The organism is Pseudarthrobacter sp. NamE2, assembly GCF_005796205.1.
Lineage (GTDB): Bacteria > Actinomycetota > Actinomycetes > Actinomycetales > Micrococcaceae > Arthrobacter.
In genome coordinates this window covers 59,977-77,335 of the sequence record NZ_VAHN01000018.1, presented here as the reverse complement: position 1 = coordinate 77,335, position 17,359 = coordinate 59,977, and the positions used below count along the sequence as shown (strand labels likewise).

The following is a 17,359-nucleotide window of genomic DNA, read 5'->3' as shown; positions in this document are numbered from 1 at the left end:
GGACGGCAAATGCCCGTTCCCCGGCTGCAGCAACCACTCCCTCGACAATGAAGCCGACCACCTGCTGGCCTGGCACCACGGCGGAACCACCGGAATCACCAACCTCGCCCAGCCCTGCCCCAAACACCACCGCATGAAACACACCAGCGCCTGGCAACCCACCCCCGCCACCAAAAACGAACCACCCGGCTGGATCTCACCCGCCGGACGCCGCTACACCAGCGAACACCAGGACTGGGAACCACCCCACTGGCCACCCGCCCTGACTGAGGATCTGCTCAGCCATGATGTCCTGCTGCCTGAAGTTTCAGCCGACTTTCCGCCGGGCATCCCATCGAAAAGCCACCCGCGAACACCTCATAAACCCAGCGACATCCCACCCGGGCACGGGCTCCAGGACGAATTCCTCGCACTGCCCATCACGCTGCCCCCGGCCCCACGCAAGCAAGAACTGGGAATTGGCATGTAGCTGACCTCAGGCTCACTGGAACGCTCCACGCCGTCAAATTTTCCCTCCCGACACCGGTCCGGCTAGATTCATCAGCAAGATGACTACCTCACAAAATCCCGTCCGCGCCACCGCATACTGGACCACCGCCCGCGAACACGGGGAGCTCCGCACGGAGGAACTTCAACCTCCGGGTCCCGGCGAAGCCCTGGTCCGTGCGCTCTACTCCGGAATCAGCAAAGGAACGGAGATGGTGGTCCATAAGGGTGCCGTTCCGCCGCGGGTCGCCGAGGAGATGCGGGCGCCGCACCAGGAGGGGCAGTTCCCCGGGCCGGTGAAGTTCGGCTATCTCTCCGTCGGCATAGTTGAGGATGGGCCGGAGGACTGGAGGGGCCAGCGCGTCTTCTGCCTGAACCCGCATCAGGACCGCTACGTCGTCCCGGTCACGGAGCTCACCAAGATTCCCGACGCCGTCCCCTCAAGGCGTGCCGTCCTCACCGGAACAGTCGAAACCGCAGTCAACGCCCTCTGGGAGGCCGGGCCGCGGATGGGGGACAGGGTGGCCGTAGTCGGAGCCGGGTTGGTGGGCGGCATGGTGGCGACCCTCCTGCGCACATTTCCGCTTGCCCGGTTGCAGCTGGTGGAGCTGGATGCGGGCAGGAAGCAGTTCGCGGACACTCTGGGCGTGGACTTCACCCACCCGGATGATGCCCTCGCAGACTGCGACATCGTCTTCCACTGCTCCGCATCACAGGAAGGCCTTGAACGCAGCCTCCAACTGGTCGGTGACGAAGGTGATGTCATTGAGATGTCCTGGTACGCCAACCGAGAGGTCACCCTGCCGCTCGGCGAGGACTTCCACGCCCGCCGCCTGTCCATCAGGGCCAGCCAGGTGGGGGTCGTGGCCCGGGCCCGCCGCCACCGCCGCACCAACGCGGACCGCCTCAACCTCGCAGTGTCCCTGCTCGAAGACCCGGTGTTCGACGTCTTCCTGACGGGCTCGTCGCCGTTTGAGGAACTGCCGGAGGTGGTCCAGAACCTGGCACACGGCACACTGGACGCCCTCTGCCACGTTATTGAGTACCCGGACAAAGAGTAGACACCACCAGAAACAGCGCCCGCCAACCATAAGGGGAACGAATGTTCAGCCTGACCGTCCGCCGCCACTTCATGATCGCCCACAGCCTGCCGCGCGAGTCATTCGGCCCGGCCCAGGCCCTGCACGGGGCCACCTTCGTCGCCGAAGTGGCCTTCCGCCGTCGTTCGCTCAATGATGACGCGATTGTCCTGGACATCGGCGCTGCCGGCACGGTGATCGAAGAGGTCCTTGAAGGGCTGAACTACCGCAACCTGGATGAACATCCGGACTTCGCCGGCAAACTCAGCACCACCGAAGTGCTTGCCCGGTACATCGCCCAGGCCGTGGCGGAAAAGATCAAGGACCACGACGACGGGCGGCACCTTGACGGCATCGACGTCACCCTGCGCGAGACCCCGGACGCCTGGGCCACCTTCTCGCTGGACCTTACCGCCTGACCCATGCTCCCTATCCGCCTGCTGGTGCCAGGCAACATTCACCACAACTCGGGCGGGAATGCCTACAACGCGCGGCTGGTGCGCGGCCTGCGGAAGGCGGGCACCGACGTCGAGGTCCTCTCCGTGGAGGGGGCATGGCCGGAAGCGTCAGCAAAGGACCGACGCCGGCTCGGCAGCCTTCTGGTCGCCTGGGAACCGGGGGCCGGAAGCGGGCAGGCCGTGGGCGTCGTGGACGGGCTGGTGGCCGTGGGTGCCCCGGACGAACTCGAGTACGCGGCCAAGGCCGGCAAGGCGCCTTTGGTCCTGGCCCACATGATTGTTCCGGAAGCGTCCGGCCCCGCGGCCCTGGAAAGTGAGGGACGGGCGCTGCGTGCCGCCTCCGGCGTCATCTGCACCAGCTCCAGTACGGCCTACGCCCTCAAGGAGCGCCATGGGCTGCGCGGCGTGCGGGTCGCCCTGCCAGGCGTGGATCCCGCCCCTGTCGCACAGGGTTCCCGGCCGCCGAACGTCGTCGTCGTGGCGGCGCTCCTGCCGGTCAAGGACCAGCTGCTCACTGTGGCGGCCCTTGCGCTCCTCAAAGACCTGGAGTGGAGCGCCGCCTTGGTGGGATCGGACCAGGCGGATCCGGAGTACGCGTCAAGGGTGCGTAGCGCCGTCATGGACAACGGCCTGAACCGTCGGATCCGCCTTACCGGCGAGCTGCTTGGCGAAGCCCTGGAACGCGAGTGGGAGGCGGCAAACCTGAGCCTCCTTGTGTCACAGGCCGAGGCCTTCGGCATGGTGGTCACCGAGTCGCTTGCCCGCGGAATTCCCGTTGTGGTGCGCCAGGGGACAGGCGCGGTGGAAGCGCTGGGACTGGCCGGTTTGAGGAATGACGACGGCGGCCTTCGCCTTCCAGGTTTGGCGGTGCCGCTGGCACCGGATGACCCGGAGGCCCCCGCCGCGCTGGCCGAAGTCCTCCGGCGATGGCTGGAGGATGCCGGTTTGAGGCAAACCTGGCGGACAGCGGCACTGGACGCCCGGGATCGGTTGCCCGGCTGGGACCGGACGGCCGCGGCGGTGCTGGCTGCGGTGGAGGGCACTGCCGGATAAAGAGACCGTGCTACAACCGGGTCCGGTGGCCGGCGAAGAATTCCCGCAGGAGCACGGCGCACTCCTCCTCTCGCACGCCGGGGTAGACCTCCACCCAATGGTTAAGGCGTCGCTCCCGAAGGACGTCGAACACCGAGCCTGCGGCGCCGGCCTTCTCGTCCCAGGCACCAAAGACCACCCGCGGAATCCGCGCGAGGACAATCGCCCCGGCGCACATGGCGCACGGTTCCAGCGTGACCACCAGTGTGCAGTCGGACAACCGCCAGCCGTCTGCCTGTCCGCCATCGCGCGCAGCGCGTTCGCGCAGCCGCTCCGCCGCCTGGCGGATCGCAACCACCTCGGCGTGGGCCGTGGGGTCTCCAAGTTCCTCCCGCTGATTGCGTCCGGAACCCAGCACCGCGCCGTCGGGCCCCAACACCACGGCACCGATCGGCACGTCCTCAGTTGCGAGGGCGCGCCGGGCTTCCTCGAGGGCAAGCGCCATCCAGGTGTGGTGTTTTCCAGCGGAGACCATGGCTCAATGATAGTTTCGGAAGAAACTTGAAGCCCGTGACGACCATCGCCGGGAGGCACAATGAGCACCGTCAGAGACCGTGTGGACAAGTGGTTCAAGCCGTATGCCGCGCTGTGGCTGACCATGATCATCGGCGGTGTCCTGGTGCTCGCAATGGCGTTGCTTGGCGCCGAGGTGTATTCAGACGTGGTTGACGAGGAAGGGCTCGCGAGCCTGGACATCCCCGCCCTGGACTACTCACAGTCGCTGCGCAACCCGGAGACGGACGCCTTCGTCACCGGCTTTACGAATATTGGCGGCGGCGTGGGGATGCCGATCCTTGCAAGCATTCTTACGGCCTGGCTGACGTTCCTGAGCAGATCGTGGCGGCCCATCATCCTGGTGGGCGGGGCAGCCGCGGTGTCCACAACGGCCACCACCCTCGGCAAGAGGCTCGTGGGCAGGGAGCGCCCAGACCACTCCGAAGCCGTACCCCCGTTCGAAAGCACCCCGTCCTTTCCCAGCGGTCATACGCTGAACACCACCGTGGTGATCGGCGTGCTCCTGTACATCATGTGCCTGCAGTTCCGGATGCTTTGGGCCCGGATCACCGCCATCACTACCGGCGTGATATTCATCATCGCCATGGGACTCAGCCGGGTGTTCCTGGGGCACCACTGGCTTACGGACGTGATGGCCGGCTGGCTCCTGGGGCTTGCGTGGGTGGGCATGGTGATCCTTGCCCACAGGCTGTTCCACCTGACCAGACGCAGGGAACATGCGGGTCCGGCGCCCACGTTCGAGCGCCCGGTGGTGCGCGACGTTGTGGCCGAGGCCGTGCATCACGACCGGCCCGCGGACCGCAGCAGCGGAGGAGGGGCCAACAACGGCGGGTGATAGTTTTTACGCATGCGCACTCTCGTTGTGGACCACCCGCTCGTCGCCCATAAGCTGACCGTCCTGAGGGACAGGAACACCCCGTCCCCGGTGTTCCGCCAGCTGACCGAAGAGCTGGTGACACTCCTGGCCTACGAGGCAACACGTGAGGTCCGCACCGAACCCGTCACCATCGAAACCCCGGTCAGCACCACCGTCGGGACCGCTTTCACCAAGCCAACCCCTCTGGTTGTTCCCATCCTGCGCGCCGGGCTCGGGATGCTCGAGGGCATGACCAAGCTGGTCCCTACCGCTGAGGTGGGCTTTTTGGGCATGGCCCGGGACGAGGAAACGCTGGACATCATCACCTATGCCGAGCGTTTGCCGGAAATACTCACGGGCCGCCAGATCTTCGTACTGGACCCGATGCTGGCCACGGGCGGAACCCTTCGCGAAGCCATCAAGTTCCTGTTCAAGCGCGGCGCCTCGGACGTCACCTGCATCTGCCTGCTGGCCGCACCCGAGGGTCTGGCCAAGCTTGAGGAGGAACTGTCTGATGCCAACGTGACGATTGTCCTGGCATCCATCGACGAGAAGCTGAATGACAAGTCCTACATCGTTCCCGGGCTGGGCGACGCCGGCGACCGCCTCTACGGCATCGCTGGCTGAACTCCGGGCGGCAGGTGCTTAACGGGTGCCGTAAACACAAGCCTTCCGCAATCTCAGGCACGCCCGCAGCCTGTGCCCAGTCCAGGACTGGGGCCACTTTGTGTACTTCGCCGATCCCGACGGCAACAGGTGGGCGGTGCAGTACATCCCCGGACGCTGATGCGGCCGGGGATGTACAGTGCCTTGCTCAGGCCGGGCTTAGTACCAGTTGTTGGCGTAGTGGAAGTTCAGCGCACCGCACGGGGACTGGTAGCGCTCCTTGATGTAGTTCAAGCCCCAGTTGATCTGGGTCCGGTAGTTGGTGAGGTAGTCCGGACCGGCACTCGCCATCTTTTCCGCAGGCAGGGACTGGACAATGCCGTACGCGCCGCTGCTGGGGTTGGTGGCCGTGGTGGTCCAGTCTGATTCCTTGTCCCACAGGGTCACCAGGCACGGCATCTGGTCCTGGGCCCAGCCGTAGGAAGCAAGCTGCCCGGCGGCGTAGGCCTGTGCACCGGCGGGGTCATTGACCGCGACGACGGGAGCAGGCTCGGGTGCCGGAGCCGGCTCAGGTGCGGGGGCCGGAGCGGGTTCCGGCGCGGGCGCAGGAGCCGGTTCCGCAGCGGGTGCCGGCTCGGGCGCAGGTGCCGGGGCGGGCTCGGCGGCCTGCGGAACCACGTTGATGGGAGCCGGAGCGGGGGAGTCGGCCGGGTTGGACCTGATCTCGCTCTTCTCTATGCTCATCTGCGCATCCGTGTCCGCAGCGGACGTACCGGACGTAGACGCAGCCGGGATCAACGCGTCGGTGGCCTGGCCTGCAGCACCGACGCCAACCAGCAGCGCAGCGGAGGCTGCGAGGACTGCGGCGCGCTGGCCGAAGCCAAACTTCTTGCCTTCCGGACACGGGGCATGACTGTTGGAACCGCTTTTCGGGCGCGGTTCAACCGGGAATTTGAACATGATGAATCGCCTCTCACACCTGCGGAGTTAGCTGTCGGGTTCGGATGAGGGCATCCGGCCACACGGAAATCACGTGCTGGCTTAACCCCAAGGGCAATCTTCAGTGCCCGGGACGGTGGGTCCCCCGCCTCTGCCTTTGATCGCGCGGAATCCGGGAAGTGGCAGAGCTTGGCGTCATCCGGATATGCGGTCCGAACGTAAACCGCACCTAATCGACGGTACAGCAGCGCAGCGCATAAGTCACATTTAGGTAACGGACATCACGACCGCGGCGCGTCGCCTTGCCGGTGCTGGGGGACGAATGGCAGTACGGGGCTGGATCGAGTACGCCCGGGCCGTGACGTTACCGTGACCCACAGGCGTGATGCTTCCGCGAGTGATTGCAAATGGATAAGCCCAGCCGCTGGTGTTCTCTTCAGCCGCGCAAGGAGCAGCAGGTCCTCCACCAGCGCCGTCATGCACTCCGACTGGCTCTGCACCATGCCAGCGATTCCGGCATCCGGGGTGAAGTCCTCCGTCATCCGCATAAGCTCGGTGTAGCCGCGGATCGCCGTCAGCGGCGTCCTCAACTCGTGCGAGGCGTGGCCACGAACTGCCGGACCTTGGTCTCGCTCTTCTGCCGCGCCTCGAGTGCGTTGGCCGTGTTGTCCAGCATCAGGTTCAGTGCGTGGCCAACTCTGCCCGCTTCGGTTCCGGGGTTGGAGTTCGACGGCGGCACGCGCACCGCGAGTGCCACTCCGCCGGCGTCCAGTGGCAGCCGGGACACCCGGGTGGCAACCCCGGACAGCTGTTCGAGCGGCTTCATGGTGCGCCGGATCAGGACGGTACCACCAGGCCAACGAGCAGGAGGCTGCCCAGGGATACGAAGACGAAGGTCAATATCAGGGAAGCCAGCGTGCTTTCCTTTGCCGGCCAGGGGCAAGCGGGTTACCAAAATATCCCCGAAGTTCGTCTGGACGGTGACCAGCCGGTACCCGCCGTTGGAGAGCTGCCGGTCCACGGGCCGGGCGTCTGCGGGCGAGAGCCAGGAGGATCTCTTTGTCTTCCGTGGACGGTGCCGCGGTGGCTGGCCCGGATCGTTGGCCCGTTCCGCCGCCTGGCTGAGCTGGGCATTTAGCTAAGGAGTCAAGAACGCGTTCATGGAGGCGTAGCTGACCACTCCCACCGCACCGAAAACGGCGATGAGCAGTGCCATGGCCGGCAGGATCAGTCGGGTGCGGAGGTGCCTCGTGACGGGCTTGTGCCGGCTACGGGGCTGCGGATCCGGAGCTTGCGGGGCGGGAACCGGCCTACTCCGCCGGCTGGATGGCGTAACCGGCGCCGGGCACGGTGTGGATCATGGGCGGGTGCACGGCGGCAGCAGTCCTGTCCAGCCTGTGAATCACGCCTTGTAAGCCGGAGAGAGGGCGCGCCGGGGAAGTTTTTTATGAGTTCCCACTACCGGCTGGACAAGTGGGATTACTCAGTCTGCTTACGAGCGGATGGTTAACTGTTCTGAAGAAAAGGATATGGAGAGCGTTATTGACCGAACAATGTTCAGCGAATCTCCGCTGCGGGAGACCTTTGCCAGATAACGAGCGTTATTCTTTTGCCTCCGGGAAAATCGTGATCTGCGCCACAATGTCGCAGTTTGTCTCACAATACGGACGATTCGGTCCATTGTTACTTGCAAGTTGCCATTGTTACGCTGCACACTTCCAATGTGAACAAGAACTCAACAGCACCTGCAGCCGCAGAATATTGGCCCAGCACACCAGCTGCTGCCGACATGCGCTGTTGTCGAATGCACGCCTGAACCTTCCCACCCTTCGAAGTTCTTAGGCATTCGCCCCCAGCCCAGCGTAGGGCGCCCCCCAGTTCGCATTGCGGGCAACCAGCATTCGAGCCGCTATGGCGGCCTTCACATTGAGGTAAGCATTCCATGTCTGTTGCATCCGGATACGTCCACATCTCCGTCCGTAACGCCGCCAAGGCAGGCCAGTCGTCCGGCCTGCGCCCCGGTTTCGGTCCCCGTCCTTCGCTTGCGCCGTCCTCCGGAAGCAGCTTTCCCGCCCAGGGCTATGGGCCCCAGGGATACAACCCCAGCTCATACGGCCAGCTCCGCGCTGTTCCCGCCGCGGAGTCCGCTCCCGTAACGGCGCCCACCCCCGTGGTGGCCGGACCCAACGCCGTGCGCCCCGTCGCGAATGACAATGTTGCCCGGGGCTTCGTCCTCTACATGGGCATCGACGAGGAAACCGCGGCAGCTGCAGGCACGTCCATCGCCAAGCTTGCCCAGGAAATCCGCGCCTACGCCCAGTCCCTGGTGGCCGGTGCAGAGAGTTATGCCGCCGTCGCCGTCGCCCCGGCCGGCACCCCGGGTTCCGCGCTCGACGTCGTACGCTCCACCTTCGGCGACCCAACCGTAAACTCCCGCCAGCGCACCGAGACGCCCCGCCCGCAGCAGCCGCAGGAACAGCGTCCGTCCGGCGTCCTGATCGACCTTGCCCGGCGTGAAGTCCACCTCGACGGCGAGTCGCTCAACCTGACGTTCAAGGAGTTCGAACTCCTGAACTACCTGGTGGAGAATGGCACCCGTACCGTGGGCCGCGACGAACTGCTTGAAGGCCTGTGGCGGAACGCCGAGGAAGTCCCCAACGAGCGGACCATTGACGTCCACATCCGCCGCCTCCGCTCCAAGCTGGGCCGCCTCGCCAACACCGTCCGCACCGTCCGCGGCCAGGGCTACCGGTTCTACGAGCACCCCGAGGTAGTGGTCTGGGCCGCTCCGGAGTACTCGATCTGATCCTTCAACGAGCGCCCGCCCCGAGGGGCGGGCGCCGTTCGTTAAGCTTGGCCCATGAGTGAGCACCATCTTCGCCGGCTAGTGATCATGCGCCATGCCAAGGCCGACTGGCCGGGCGGAGTGGCCGACCATGAGCGTCCGTTGGAGGAGCGCGGGCACCGGGAAGCGCCGCTGGCAGGCCGTTGGCTGCTCAAGCACAACATCGTTCCCGACTTCATCCTCTGCTCCAGCGCCCTGCGCACCCGGCAGACCTGTACCTGGGTTTGCTCCGAGCTGGGGGACAAGGCGCCCACGCCAAAGCTTGAGGACGGGCTGTACGCAGCCTCCGCGCTCCGGATGCTGTCCGTCATCAACCATGTTCCCGATACCGTCACTACCCTCATGCTGATCGCGCACCTGCCGGGCGTCCAGGATCTCGCCATGCACCTCGCGTCCCGGGACTCGGACCACGACGCCTACATGGACGCAGCCACGCGGTTCCCCACAAGCGCGCTCACCGTGCTGGAGACCGGGAAGCCCTGGGCCGAGTTGGACGGCCAGGACGCCAGGATCACCAGGTTCAAGGTCCCCCGCGCCCATTAACTGCCATGCCCGCCCAGTGCCGGTATGGCGTGGTCAGCGGCGCGGCGCCATACCCGGCTTTGCCGCGGGCTTACGTGCAGTGACAGCGGACGACGACGACCGCTTGGCTGCCGCGGGCAGCCCCGAGGGGGCACGGGAACCGGAAGTCCGCCGGGCAGGTGCCGCCTTGGTTACAGGGCGGGGTGCGGCAGGCCGCCGTTTGGCCGCGGTCCGCCGGCGCCTTGCCGCCAATGGCTTGCCCGCGGGCCAGGCAGCCCCGGCGAACAGGACCAGCAGGGTCCCGGCAGCGGAGGCCGCGGCGCCGATGAAGTAATGGTCGGGGTCGTCGGTGGGCAGGGGCGTCCCCAGGAACGACGACTGCCCGTCAAAGGACAGCTCCCAGGTGCCGACGAAGGCGAGGGTACATCCCAGGGTGAGGCTCGTCCCGGCACCGGTGGCCAGCAGCACCGCCCGGCGCCCCCGCACCAGCACCTCGGCCAGGGCTGACAGGCAGGCCAGCGCCAGGACGCCCGCGAACGCGACGAATACCGGCATCGCGAGGGTCATTCCGGTGAGGACCAGCAGGCCCGCTGCCACGATGCCGGCGACGACCGCCACTTTTCCGCTGCTCCCCATATGGCTCATGGCCACCATCATTCCTGAGCGGCATGCGGCCGGAGCACGTAGCCGCGCATGATGGCCATAATTGCTGCAACGCTTTGGTCACGGGTGCGCTCCGGGTTGTATGTCTGGCGGTCCAGGCCAACAACAAAGCAGGCGCCAAAAATGGCGGTTTCCAGGCTCCCGCGGGAAACGGTTGGATCCACGGGGTAGGCCTTGGCCACGTTCTCCACCGCGTGGGCGATGACCGCCAGAAGTTCACTCCTCAGGACGGTGAAGGTTCCCTGCCACTCGCTCGGGGTGCGCCAGTTTTCGCTCACCCAGAGGCGGGCGAAGGAAGGGTACTGCGCCATAAAGTCCATGGCCTGGCCAATCATGTCCTCCATGGCCAGCAGCGGGTCCTTCGCCGGCCCTGCCCCTGGCGTCAGCAGGCGTTCCTTGAGGATGTCCACCCCGTGCCGCAGGAGCTGTGCCACGAGTTCGGATTTGCTGCCGAAATTGTAGTAGACGGTACCTTTGGAGACCCCCGCAGCGGTGGCAATCTCGTCCACTGTGACGTTGGCGGCGCCGCGCTCGCCGATGAGCTCCATGGAGGCGTCGAAGAGTTTCTGGCGGGTGGCGGTGGTTCTTGCGGGTCGCAGTACTTTTGCTGCCGCCGGCCCTTGGGTCGGCAATGGTTCGGCTGTGCGGCCCTTCCCTGCCCCCGGCGGGTCGGAGGTCATACCGCGATCTCCGGTTTGAGGGTCTTGAGCGTCCAGTACTTGTTCCTGCGCACGGCAAGCGTGGACAGTGCCGTTCCCAGCAGGGTGTAGCCAAGGAGGCCGATGGCGGTGGGGACAATCATGGACAGATCTGCTCCGTACACCAGATGCCTCATTCCCGTGACGACATAGCCCATGGGCAGGATCCCGTGCACGACATGGAGCGGCTGCGGAGTGGTTTGCCAGGGGAACGTGCCGCCGGAGGACACCAGCTGGAGCACCAGCAGGACCAGTACCACCAGTTTCCCGGGCGAACCGAGCAGCGCCACGATGCCCTGGATGAGGGCGCTGAACGCCATGGCCGCTGCCAGCATAAAGAGCCACATCAGGACCGGGTGGACGGGATTCAGGCCGAGGGCGAGGTTTACCACAAGGGTCAGCAGCGTAGCCTGGACTACGGAAACCGCCAGGAACGGGAGCCAGCCGCCCAGGGCGATTTTCCAGGACGGCGCATTGGAGGCAAGCGCCCGCCGGGTGACGGGCCGCAGTACCTGCACCAGCATGAAGATGCCGATCCACAAGGCCAGCGTGAGGAAGAACGGCGCGAGCCCGGCTCCGTAGGAGTCGGCCTTTGCCTGTGAAACGTTGCTGACCGCAACGGGATCGGCCATCACCCGGGACAGGTTGCTCTTTTGCACATCGTCAGGATTGGGAACCTGGCCCGCGCCCCTGGCGATCTCGTCGGCCAACGTCCGGGAACCCTCGGCCGCGGTGGCCGCGCCTTCGGACAGCCGGGCCGCTCCTGCATCGAGCTGGCGGGCGCCGTCCGCCAGGCCGGCCGTGCCGTCCAGAGCTGCCTGACCGCCGGTGGCGAGGGTGGCGGCGCCCGTGTGCAGCTGGTCCGCGCCGGCTGATGCCTGCCGGACCGCGTCCTTCAGTGCCGGTGTTCCGGCCGCCAGCTGTGCCGCTCCGACACTCACGGATTCCGCGCCGTCGGCCAGTTGCTGGACCTGGGCTGTGTCCGTTTGGAGGCTCGCCTTTGCGGCGGCAACGGGACTGGAGGCAGCCACGGAGTCGAAGTCCGCCAGGATGCTGTCGGCTTGCTCCTGGGTCAGGACACCCGCGGCGACCAGCCTGGTGTTCGATTCGATCACGCGCGTCCGCAGGCCCTGGTCGGCGGCCTCCAGCTGCGCCGCTACATCCTGGATCGTCGCTTTCAGCTGCGCATTTCCCGCGGCTACCTGCGCGGCGCCGGAGGCGAGCGTTTGTGTGTCAGTGGGCAGGGACGCGGTCTTGTCCTTGAGGACGGACAGCCCGCTGCTGAGCTGCCCGGCGCCGTCGGTCAGCTGGTTGGCGCCGTCCCGCAGCTTGAGCTGGCCTGCGTAAAGGTCACCGGCTCCGGCGCTGAGGCTTGTAGTTCCCTCGTGCAGGGTGGAGGTGCCGTCCCGGAGTCCCGTGACGCCGTCGGCCAGCCGGCCCGCACCGTCAGCTGCCTGCACCATCCTGGTGTGGATGGTGCCAAAGCCGGTCAGCAGCTGGTTGGCGGTTTCCTCACCCACCTCGGTGGCTACCGTGTTGTGCACCGACGTGGTCAGTTTGTCCACGATGGTGCCCAGGAGATAGTTGTTGGCATCATTGGTGGTGACGTTCAGCATGGCCTGGCTGGCCGAAATCGAAGCTGCCCGGCGATGCCAGGTTGGCGGAGAAGTCCCCGGGGATCTTGAGGGCGAACGCGTACCTGCCGTCACTGACCCCCTGGTCAGCCTCCTGGCTGCTGTCCACGCGGACCCAATGGAACACGTTGCCCTGCACCAGGGCGTCGGCCACCTTGGTTCCGGCGGCCAGGTGGCTGCCGTCACCCGCGGTGGCACCGGTGTCTTCCACAACCAGTGCTGCATCCAGGTGGCCCAGGTTTCCGTACGGATCCCAGTTCGCATAGAGATACACCGCTCCGTACAGCAGGGGCACCATGGTCAGCGCGAGAATCGTCAGCTTGGGCAGCAAGCCTCCCGTCATGCGCTTGAGTTCAGAGCGGGCCAGCCGCAGGACGGTCACGTGGCATCCTCTGTCTGGAGTTGGGCGTCCTGGTGCTCCGGGGCGCGGACGTCCTGCTGGTCGTCTTGGGCCTGTACCAGTACGGCATTACCGATGACGGCTGAGGGCCCTGTCCATGACGGCGGGAGGGCACTGGCGGTGGCAACGACGGCGAGTGGCCTGCCGTCGTCGTACGCCAAATGCTCCAGGCGCGGCAACCACGCCTCGTGGTCGGCACTATGACGGTCGGGCGAGTCGACCACCAGCAGGTCGGTGCGGGGGTTGGCGAGGGCCAGCGCGGTCAGCAGCTCAATCCGGCGGCGGGGATCCAGTTGCTCCGTCCAGAGGTCCGCGATGTCTTTGAAGCTGTTCACTTTCAGCCATGGGCCGCTGAGCAACGCGCCACGATAGCGGCGGGGTACCAGGGCCAAGTCCTCGGTCACCAGCTCGCGGACGCTGAGGTGCTCCTCCGGCTCGTTGACGCCGGGGGAGTCAACCAGGGCGCTCGCCAGCCGGAGTTGGCGGGGCCGGTGGAGGGTGTCCCAGCTGGCCGCGCCTCCGCTCGGCTTCATCCTGCCGCTGACGGTCAATGCAAGCGCTGTGCGCTGGTCCTGGCGGGTGCCCGTAACGAGCAGCAGTTCGCCACGGTTCACCCGGAGTGATGTGGGAGGAAGCAGGGGACCGCGGCGGCCTTTGACATAAAGCTGGTGCGCTGAGAGCAAGATAATCTTTCACAGGAAATGCAGTTGCCTCCAGTCTAATTAAACTGACCGGTCAGTTCAAATAGTCGTCAGAGGCCGTACTTCTCCAGGAGCCGGAGCCACACCTCACTGATGGTGGGGTACGACGGCACCGCATGCCACAACCGCTCCAGGGGCACTTCACCCACCACTGCGATCGTTGCAGCATGCAGCAGTTCGGCAACGTCGGGACCCGCGAAAGTGGCGCCGAGGAGTACCTTCCGGTCCTCATCCACCACCAGCTGTGCCCATCCCTCGTAGTTCTCCGCACGCAGCGACGAACCTGCAACCTGGATGGGGAGCTCAACGGATGAGGCGTTGTACCCGTCCTTCTGCGCCTTCTGCAGGGTGCGGCCAACCGACGCAAGCTCGGGATCCGTGAAAACAACGCTGGGTACTGCGTGCTGGTTGGCTGTGTGGGCGTAGCGGCTCCAAGCGGCTGGTCTGCCCGCAAGTTCGCCCTTTGCCCGGGCAGCGATGGCGTCACCCGCAGCCCGGGCCTCGTACTTGCCCTGGTGGGTGTAAAGGTTGTGGCCGGCAGCGTCCCCCACGGCGTAAAGCCAGGGCTCATCGCCCGGTATGCCCTGCACCAGGCCGGAACTGTCCGTGGTAAGGGCCAGCCGGCCGTCCCCGTCCGCTTCGAATCCGACGCTTTCCAGGCCCAGGCCTGCAAGTGCGGGACGACGGCCCGTGGAAACCAGGACCTTGTCCGCGGTGACGGTGGTGCCGTCGCCCAGTACCAGGCTGAAGGTGCCGTCATCGTTTCCGGTGATCCGATGTGTGGCGGTGTTGAGGCGGAGTTCGACGCCGTCTGCCCGCAGGCCGGCGGCTACCAGTTGCGCAGCCTCCATGGGGAAGTTGCCCAGCAGTCCGCTCCGGGCAACAAGTGTTACGGCTGCTCCCAGGCGCGCGAAAGCCTGTGCCAGTTCGGTGCCTGCCACACCGCCGCCCAGGACGGCGAGACGCTCCGGGATCTCCTTTGCGGAGGTGGCTTCCCGGGTACCCCACACCGGAAGGTCCTTCAGTCCTTCAACCGGGGGAGTATTGGGTGCGGACCCGCTGGCGAGGACTACAGCGTGCCGGGCCTGTATGCGGTGAGATGTCCCCTCCAGGCCGGCCACCTCCACAAGCTTGGGTGCGGTCAGCCGGGCGTGCCCGCGGATCAGTTCAATTCCCGTGTCCTTAACCCACTGCACCTGGCTGTCATCCTGCCAGTTGGAGGTCATATAGTCCCGGCGCTTCAGTACTGCCGGTGCGTCCAGGATGCGCGTGACTGCTTCCTTGGCGCCGGGTGTGGTCTGGGCTCCGTGCAGTGCGGTGCCCGGGCGAAGCAGGGCCTTGGACGGCATGCAGGCCCAGTATGAGCATTCGCCGCCTACCAGTTCCGCTTCCACCAGCACCGCCGTCAATCCGCCCTGCACCACCCTGCCGGCCACATTTTCCCCAACGGCGCCCGCGCCGATCACCACTACGTCAAACTCGTGCTCCACAGCATCCGGCGTCATGGGGAAAGCCTACGCCGGGGTGCCGACAGCCAAGTGACGCGTCCGGGCGGAAGCAGGGAGCGCGGTAATTTTGCTTAACGCAAAAGGTCCGCACCGGCGAACCTGTGCGGACCCTGTCCGTGCGCCCAAAGGGATTCGAACCCCTGACCTTCTGTTCCGTAGACAGACGCTCTATCCAGCTGAGCTATGGGCGCATCTCGTGTTCCTGGAGAAGAACCGCTCTCCCTGAACCTCGAATTACTTTACGCGAGGTTGGCCGCAGCGCCAAATCGGGAGCTGTGTAATCTGCACGACTAGACCGGTACAGGTGACCTTCGTCACTTAATCATAGACTTTTCGCCAAATATTCCTTGAATTTCCGCGGATCGGGATTTCGGCGGCAGGTTTTAGCCAGCAAGCTGCCAAAAATCCGCAGTGGTCCGGACCATAGCATTTAGCACACACCGATCAACCCCGAGGAAGGGAACTGCAATGGGCGATCTGGCGCAGAAGCCGCTGCTTGAGAAAGCACCCACCACACATGCCGGCCTGCTGGCATGGGTCGAAGAGGTTGCTGAGCTTACGCAGCCGGACCGCATCTACTGGGTTGACGGATCCGAGGAGGAAAACACCCGCCTCACCGGCGAGCTCGTCGCCGCCGGCACCCTGACTCCGCTGAACCAGGAACTCTTCCCCAACTCCTTCGCCGCCTTCTCGGACCCCGCTGACGTGGCCCGGGTAGAGGAGCAAACCTTCATCTGCTCCGAAAACAAGCGTGACGCCGGCTTCACCAACAACTGGATGGCCCCGGCCGAGATGAAGGAAAAGCTGCGCGGACTCTTTGCCGGTTCCATGCGCGGCCGGACCATGTACGTCATCCCCTTCGTGATGGGCCACCTCGACGCCGAGGACCCGAAGTTCGGCGTCGAGATCACGGACAGCGCCTACGTTGTCGCCTCGATGCGGATCATGGCCCGCATCGGCACCGACGTCCTGAACCGCATCACGGAGACCAATGCCTTCTTCGTCCCGGCACTGCACTCCGTGGGTGCGCCGCTGGAGCCCGGCCAGGAAGATGTTCCGTGGCCGTGCAACCCGGACAAGTGGATCGTCCACTTCCCCGAAGAGCGCTCCATCTGGTCCTTCGGCTCCGGCTACGGCGGCAACGCCCTGCTGGGCAAGAAGTGCTACGCCCTTCGTATCGCCTCCGTCATGGCGCGGGACGAGGGCTGGCTGGCCGAGCACATGCTCATCCTCAAGCTGACCTCCCCGGAGCAGAAGACGTACTACGTCGCTGCTGCCTTTCCGTCCGCCTGCGGCAAGACCAACCTTGCCCTGCTGGATCCCACCGTCAAGGGATGGAAGGTGGAGACCCTCGGTGACGACATCACCTGGATGCGTTTCGGCAAGGAAGGCGAGCTCCGCGCCGTCAACCCGGAGGCCGGCCTCTTTGGTGTTGCACCGGGTACCGGCTGGGGCACCAACCCCAACGCCATGCGCGCCATTGCCAAAGGCAACAGCATCTTCACCAACGTTGCACTGACCGACGACGGCGGCGTGTGGTGGGAGGGCATGACGGAAGAAGTGCCTGGCCACCTGACCGACTGGCAGGGCAACTCCTGGACGCCGGAATCCGGCAAGCCCGCTGCCCACCCGAACTCGCGGTTCTGCACCCCCATCGACCAGATCGACATGCTGGCAGAGGAATACCACAACCCGGACGGCGTGGAACTGTCCGCCATCCTGTTTGGCGGCCGCCGCAAGACGACCATCCCGCTGGTCACCGAGGCGCGCAGCTGGTCCAACGGCATCTTCATGGGCTCCACCCTGTCCTCCGAAACCACCGCTGCTGCTGCTGGCGCGGTGGGCGTGGTCCGCCGCGACCCCATGGCCATGCTGCCGTTCATTGGCTACGACGCCGGCGATTACCTGAACCACTGGGTCAACCTGTCCGCCAAGGCCAACCCGGAGCGCCTGCCCAGGATTTTCCTGGTCAACTGGTTCCGCCGGAACTCAGAGGGCGGCTTCGCCTGGCCAGGTTTCGGTGACAACGCCCGCGTCCTCAAGTGGGCCATCGAGCGCCTCGAAGGCAAGGCTGACGCCGTCGAAACCCCCATCGGTTTCGTTCCCACCGGTGACTCCATCGACCTCGAGGGCCTGGACATGACCCCGGCGCAGGTCGAGGAAGCCGTCAAGGTCGATCCCGCCGAATGGGCCACTGAACTCGCCTCGATCGAGGAATGGTTCGCCAACTTCGGCGGATCCCTGCCCCAGGCGCTCCAGTCCGAACTGGCAGGCCTGAAGGAACGCCTCTCCTGAGAGGACTAACAATCTGAAGCACGACGGCGGCCCCGCACCTTGAGTGAAAAGGTGCGGGGCC

Annotated in this window: 14 protein-coding genes, 1 tRNA gene, 4 pseudogenes and 1 riboswitch; of the genes and pseudogenes, 10 read left to right on the top strand and 9 right to left on the bottom strand. The window is 65.7% G+C overall.

Annotated elements, in window-relative coordinates; translation table 11 throughout:
• The 4 genes and pseudogenes from FDW83_RS19585 to FDW83_RS17245 all read left to right on the top strand — a co-directional run.
• A pseudogene (locus tag FDW83_RS19585) lies at positions 1-469 on the top strand (HNH endonuclease); the annotation flags it as partial.
• Positions 470-548: 79 nt separating this feature from the next.
• The gene (locus FDW83_RS17255; protein WP_138139305.1) at positions 549-1,547 is read left to right on the top strand and encodes a zinc-binding alcohol dehydrogenase; all 999 of its coding nucleotides are present in this window, start codon (positions 549-551) and stop codon (positions 1,545-1,547) included.
• A gap of 41 nt (positions 1,548-1,588) precedes the next feature.
• A complete protein-coding gene (locus FDW83_RS17250) occupies positions 1,589-1,984 on the top strand; it encodes a 6-carboxytetrahydropterin synthase (protein WP_138139304.1) in 396 nt (131 codons plus the stop codon).
• Positions 1,985-2,008: 24 nt separating this feature from the next.
• Positions 2,009-3,076 (top strand): glycosyltransferase family 4 protein, encoded by a 1,068-nt coding sequence (locus tag FDW83_RS17245; RefSeq protein WP_370281374.1) that lies wholly within the window; start codon positions 2,009-2,011, stop codon positions 3,074-3,076.
• Positions 3,077-3,086: 10 nt separating this feature from the next.
• Here the strand turns inward: FDW83_RS17245 and tadA are convergent, their stop codons facing one another.
• Positions 3,087-3,590 (bottom strand): tRNA adenosine(34) deaminase TadA, encoded by a 504-nt coding sequence (tadA, locus tag FDW83_RS17240; protein WP_138139302.1) that lies wholly within the window; start codon positions 3,588-3,590, stop codon positions 3,087-3,089.
• Between the two features lie 60 nt (positions 3,591-3,650).
• Here tadA and FDW83_RS17235 point away from each other — a divergent pair, with 60 nt between their 5' ends.
• The 3 genes and pseudogenes from FDW83_RS17235 to FDW83_RS19580 all read left to right on the top strand — a co-directional run.
• Positions 3,651-4,466, top strand: a complete 816-nt coding sequence (locus FDW83_RS17235) for a phosphatase PAP2 family protein (RefSeq protein WP_138139301.1) — start codon at positions 3,651-3,653, stop codon at positions 4,464-4,466.
• Between the two features lie 12 nt (positions 4,467-4,478).
• Positions 4,479-5,114 carry a uracil phosphoribosyltransferase gene (upp, locus tag FDW83_RS17230; protein WP_138139300.1) on the top strand — a complete coding sequence of 212 codons (636 nt, stop codon included), beginning with the start codon at positions 4,479-4,481 and terminating at the stop codon, positions 5,112-5,114.
• Positions 5,115-5,193: 79 nt separating this feature from the next.
• A pseudogene (locus FDW83_RS19580) lies at positions 5,194-5,274 on the top strand (glyoxalase); the annotation flags it as partial.
• A 38-nt stretch (positions 5,275-5,312) separates the two neighbouring features.
• Here the strand turns inward: FDW83_RS19580 and FDW83_RS19240 are convergent.
• Positions 5,313-6,053 (bottom strand): hypothetical protein, encoded by a 741-nt coding sequence (locus FDW83_RS19240; protein WP_171027602.1) that lies wholly within the window; start codon positions 6,051-6,053, stop codon positions 5,313-5,315.
• Between the two features lie 5 nt (positions 6,054-6,058).
• Positions 6,059-6,220: riboswitch (cyclic di-AMP (ydaO/yuaA leader) on the bottom strand.
• 249 nt (positions 6,221-6,469) lie between these two features.
• Positions 6,470-7,263 (bottom strand): annotated as a pseudogene (locus FDW83_RS17210) (histidine kinase dimerization/phospho-acceptor domain-containing protein); the annotation flags it as partial.
• Positions 7,264-7,974: 711 nt separating this feature from the next.
• Between FDW83_RS17210 and FDW83_RS17205 the strand changes: the two are divergent.
• Both FDW83_RS17205 and FDW83_RS17200 read left to right on the top strand, forming a co-directional pair.
• Entirely contained in the window at positions 7,975-8,838 is an 864-nt protein-coding gene (locus FDW83_RS17205) for a winged helix-turn-helix domain-containing protein (RefSeq protein ID WP_138139298.1), read from the top strand.
• A gap of 54 nt (positions 8,839-8,892) precedes the next feature.
• Positions 8,893-9,420: a histidine phosphatase family protein gene (locus FDW83_RS17200; RefSeq protein WP_138139297.1), complete on the top strand. Its 528-nt coding sequence runs from the start codon at positions 8,893-8,895 to the stop codon at positions 9,418-9,420.
• A 33-nt stretch (positions 9,421-9,453) separates the two neighbouring features.
• Here FDW83_RS17200 and FDW83_RS17195 read toward each other — a convergent pair whose 3' ends face one another.
• From FDW83_RS17195 to FDW83_RS17170, 6 genes and pseudogenes are all read right to left on the bottom strand, one after another.
• Entirely contained in the window at positions 9,454-10,044 is a 591-nt protein-coding gene (locus FDW83_RS17195; protein WP_138139296.1) for a hypothetical protein, read from the bottom strand.
• Between the two features lie 8 nt (positions 10,045-10,052).
• A complete protein-coding gene (locus FDW83_RS17190) occupies positions 10,053-10,742 on the bottom strand; it encodes a TetR/AcrR family transcriptional regulator (RefSeq protein ID WP_138139295.1) in 690 nt (229 codons plus the stop codon).
• Positions 10,739-12,776, bottom strand: a pseudogene (locus FDW83_RS17185) (YhgE/Pip family protein). The gene FDW83_RS17190 and the pseudogene FDW83_RS17185 overlap by 4 nt, the downstream one beginning before the upstream one ends.
• Complete coding sequence (locus tag FDW83_RS17180; protein WP_240721034.1) at positions 12,773-13,477, bottom strand: ABC transporter ATP-binding protein; 705 nt, start codon at positions 13,475-13,477, stop codon at positions 12,773-12,775. The pseudogene FDW83_RS17185 and the gene FDW83_RS17180 overlap by 4 nt, the downstream one beginning before the upstream one ends.
• A 68-nt stretch (positions 13,478-13,545) precedes the next feature.
• Positions 13,546-15,000: an NAD(P)/FAD-dependent oxidoreductase gene (locus tag FDW83_RS17175; protein WP_138139294.1), complete on the bottom strand. Its 1,455-nt coding sequence runs from the start codon at positions 14,998-15,000 to the stop codon at positions 13,546-13,548.
• Positions 15,001-15,120: 120 nt separating this feature from the next.
• Positions 15,121-15,194 (bottom strand) — tRNA-Arg (locus FDW83_RS17170).
• Between the two features lie 277 nt (positions 15,195-15,471).
• On the opposite strand from FDW83_RS17170, the gene FDW83_RS17165 reads away from it, so the two are divergent.
• On the top strand, positions 15,472-17,298 hold the full coding sequence (locus tag FDW83_RS17165; protein WP_138139293.1) for a phosphoenolpyruvate carboxykinase (GTP): 1,827 nt from the start codon (positions 15,472-15,474) through the stop codon (positions 17,296-17,298).
• Positions 17,299-17,359 lie beyond the last annotated feature (61 nt).

What these genes read in the sequence shown, in the direction of transcription:
- FDW83_RS17255 (WP_138139305.1), top strand. Translation starts at nt 549, where the DNA reads ATGACTACCTCACAAAATCCCGTCCGCGCCACCGCATACTGGACCACC.
- FDW83_RS17250 (WP_138139304.1), top strand. Translation starts at nt 1,589, where the DNA reads ATGTTCAGCCTGACCGTCCGCCGCCACTTCATGATCGCCCACAGCCTG.
- tadA (WP_138139302.1), bottom strand. Translation starts at nt 3,590, where the DNA reads ATGGTCTCCGCTGGAAAACACCACACCTGGATGGCGCTTGCCCTCGAG.
- FDW83_RS17235 (WP_138139301.1), top strand. Translation starts at nt 3,651, where the DNA reads ATGAGCACCGTCAGAGACCGTGTGGACAAGTGGTTCAAGCCGTATGCC.
- upp (WP_138139300.1), top strand. Translation starts at nt 4,479, where the DNA reads ATGCGCACTCTCGTTGTGGACCACCCGCTCGTCGCCCATAAGCTGACC.
- FDW83_RS19240 (WP_171027602.1), bottom strand. Translation starts at nt 6,053, where the DNA reads ATGTTCAAATTCCCGGTTGAACCGCGCCCGAAAAGCGGTTCCAACAGT.
- FDW83_RS17205 (WP_138139298.1), top strand. Translation starts at nt 7,975, where the DNA reads ATGTCTGTTGCATCCGGATACGTCCACATCTCCGTCCGTAACGCCGCC.
- FDW83_RS17200 (WP_138139297.1), top strand. Translation starts at nt 8,893, where the DNA reads ATGAGTGAGCACCATCTTCGCCGGCTAGTGATCATGCGCCATGCCAAG.
- FDW83_RS17195 (WP_138139296.1), bottom strand. Translation starts at nt 10,044, where the DNA reads ATGAGCCATATGGGGAGCAGCGGAAAAGTGGCGGTCGTCGCCGGCATC.
- FDW83_RS17190 (WP_138139295.1), bottom strand. Translation starts at nt 10,742, where the DNA reads ATGACCTCCGACCCGCCGGGGGCAGGGAAGGGCCGCACAGCCGAACCA.
- FDW83_RS17175 (WP_138139294.1), bottom strand. Translation starts at nt 15,000, where the DNA reads ATGACGCCGGATGCTGTGGAGCACGAGTTTGACGTAGTGGTGATCGGC.
- FDW83_RS17165 (WP_138139293.1), top strand. Translation starts at nt 15,472, where the DNA reads ATGGGCGATCTGGCGCAGAAGCCGCTGCTTGAGAAAGCACCCACCACA.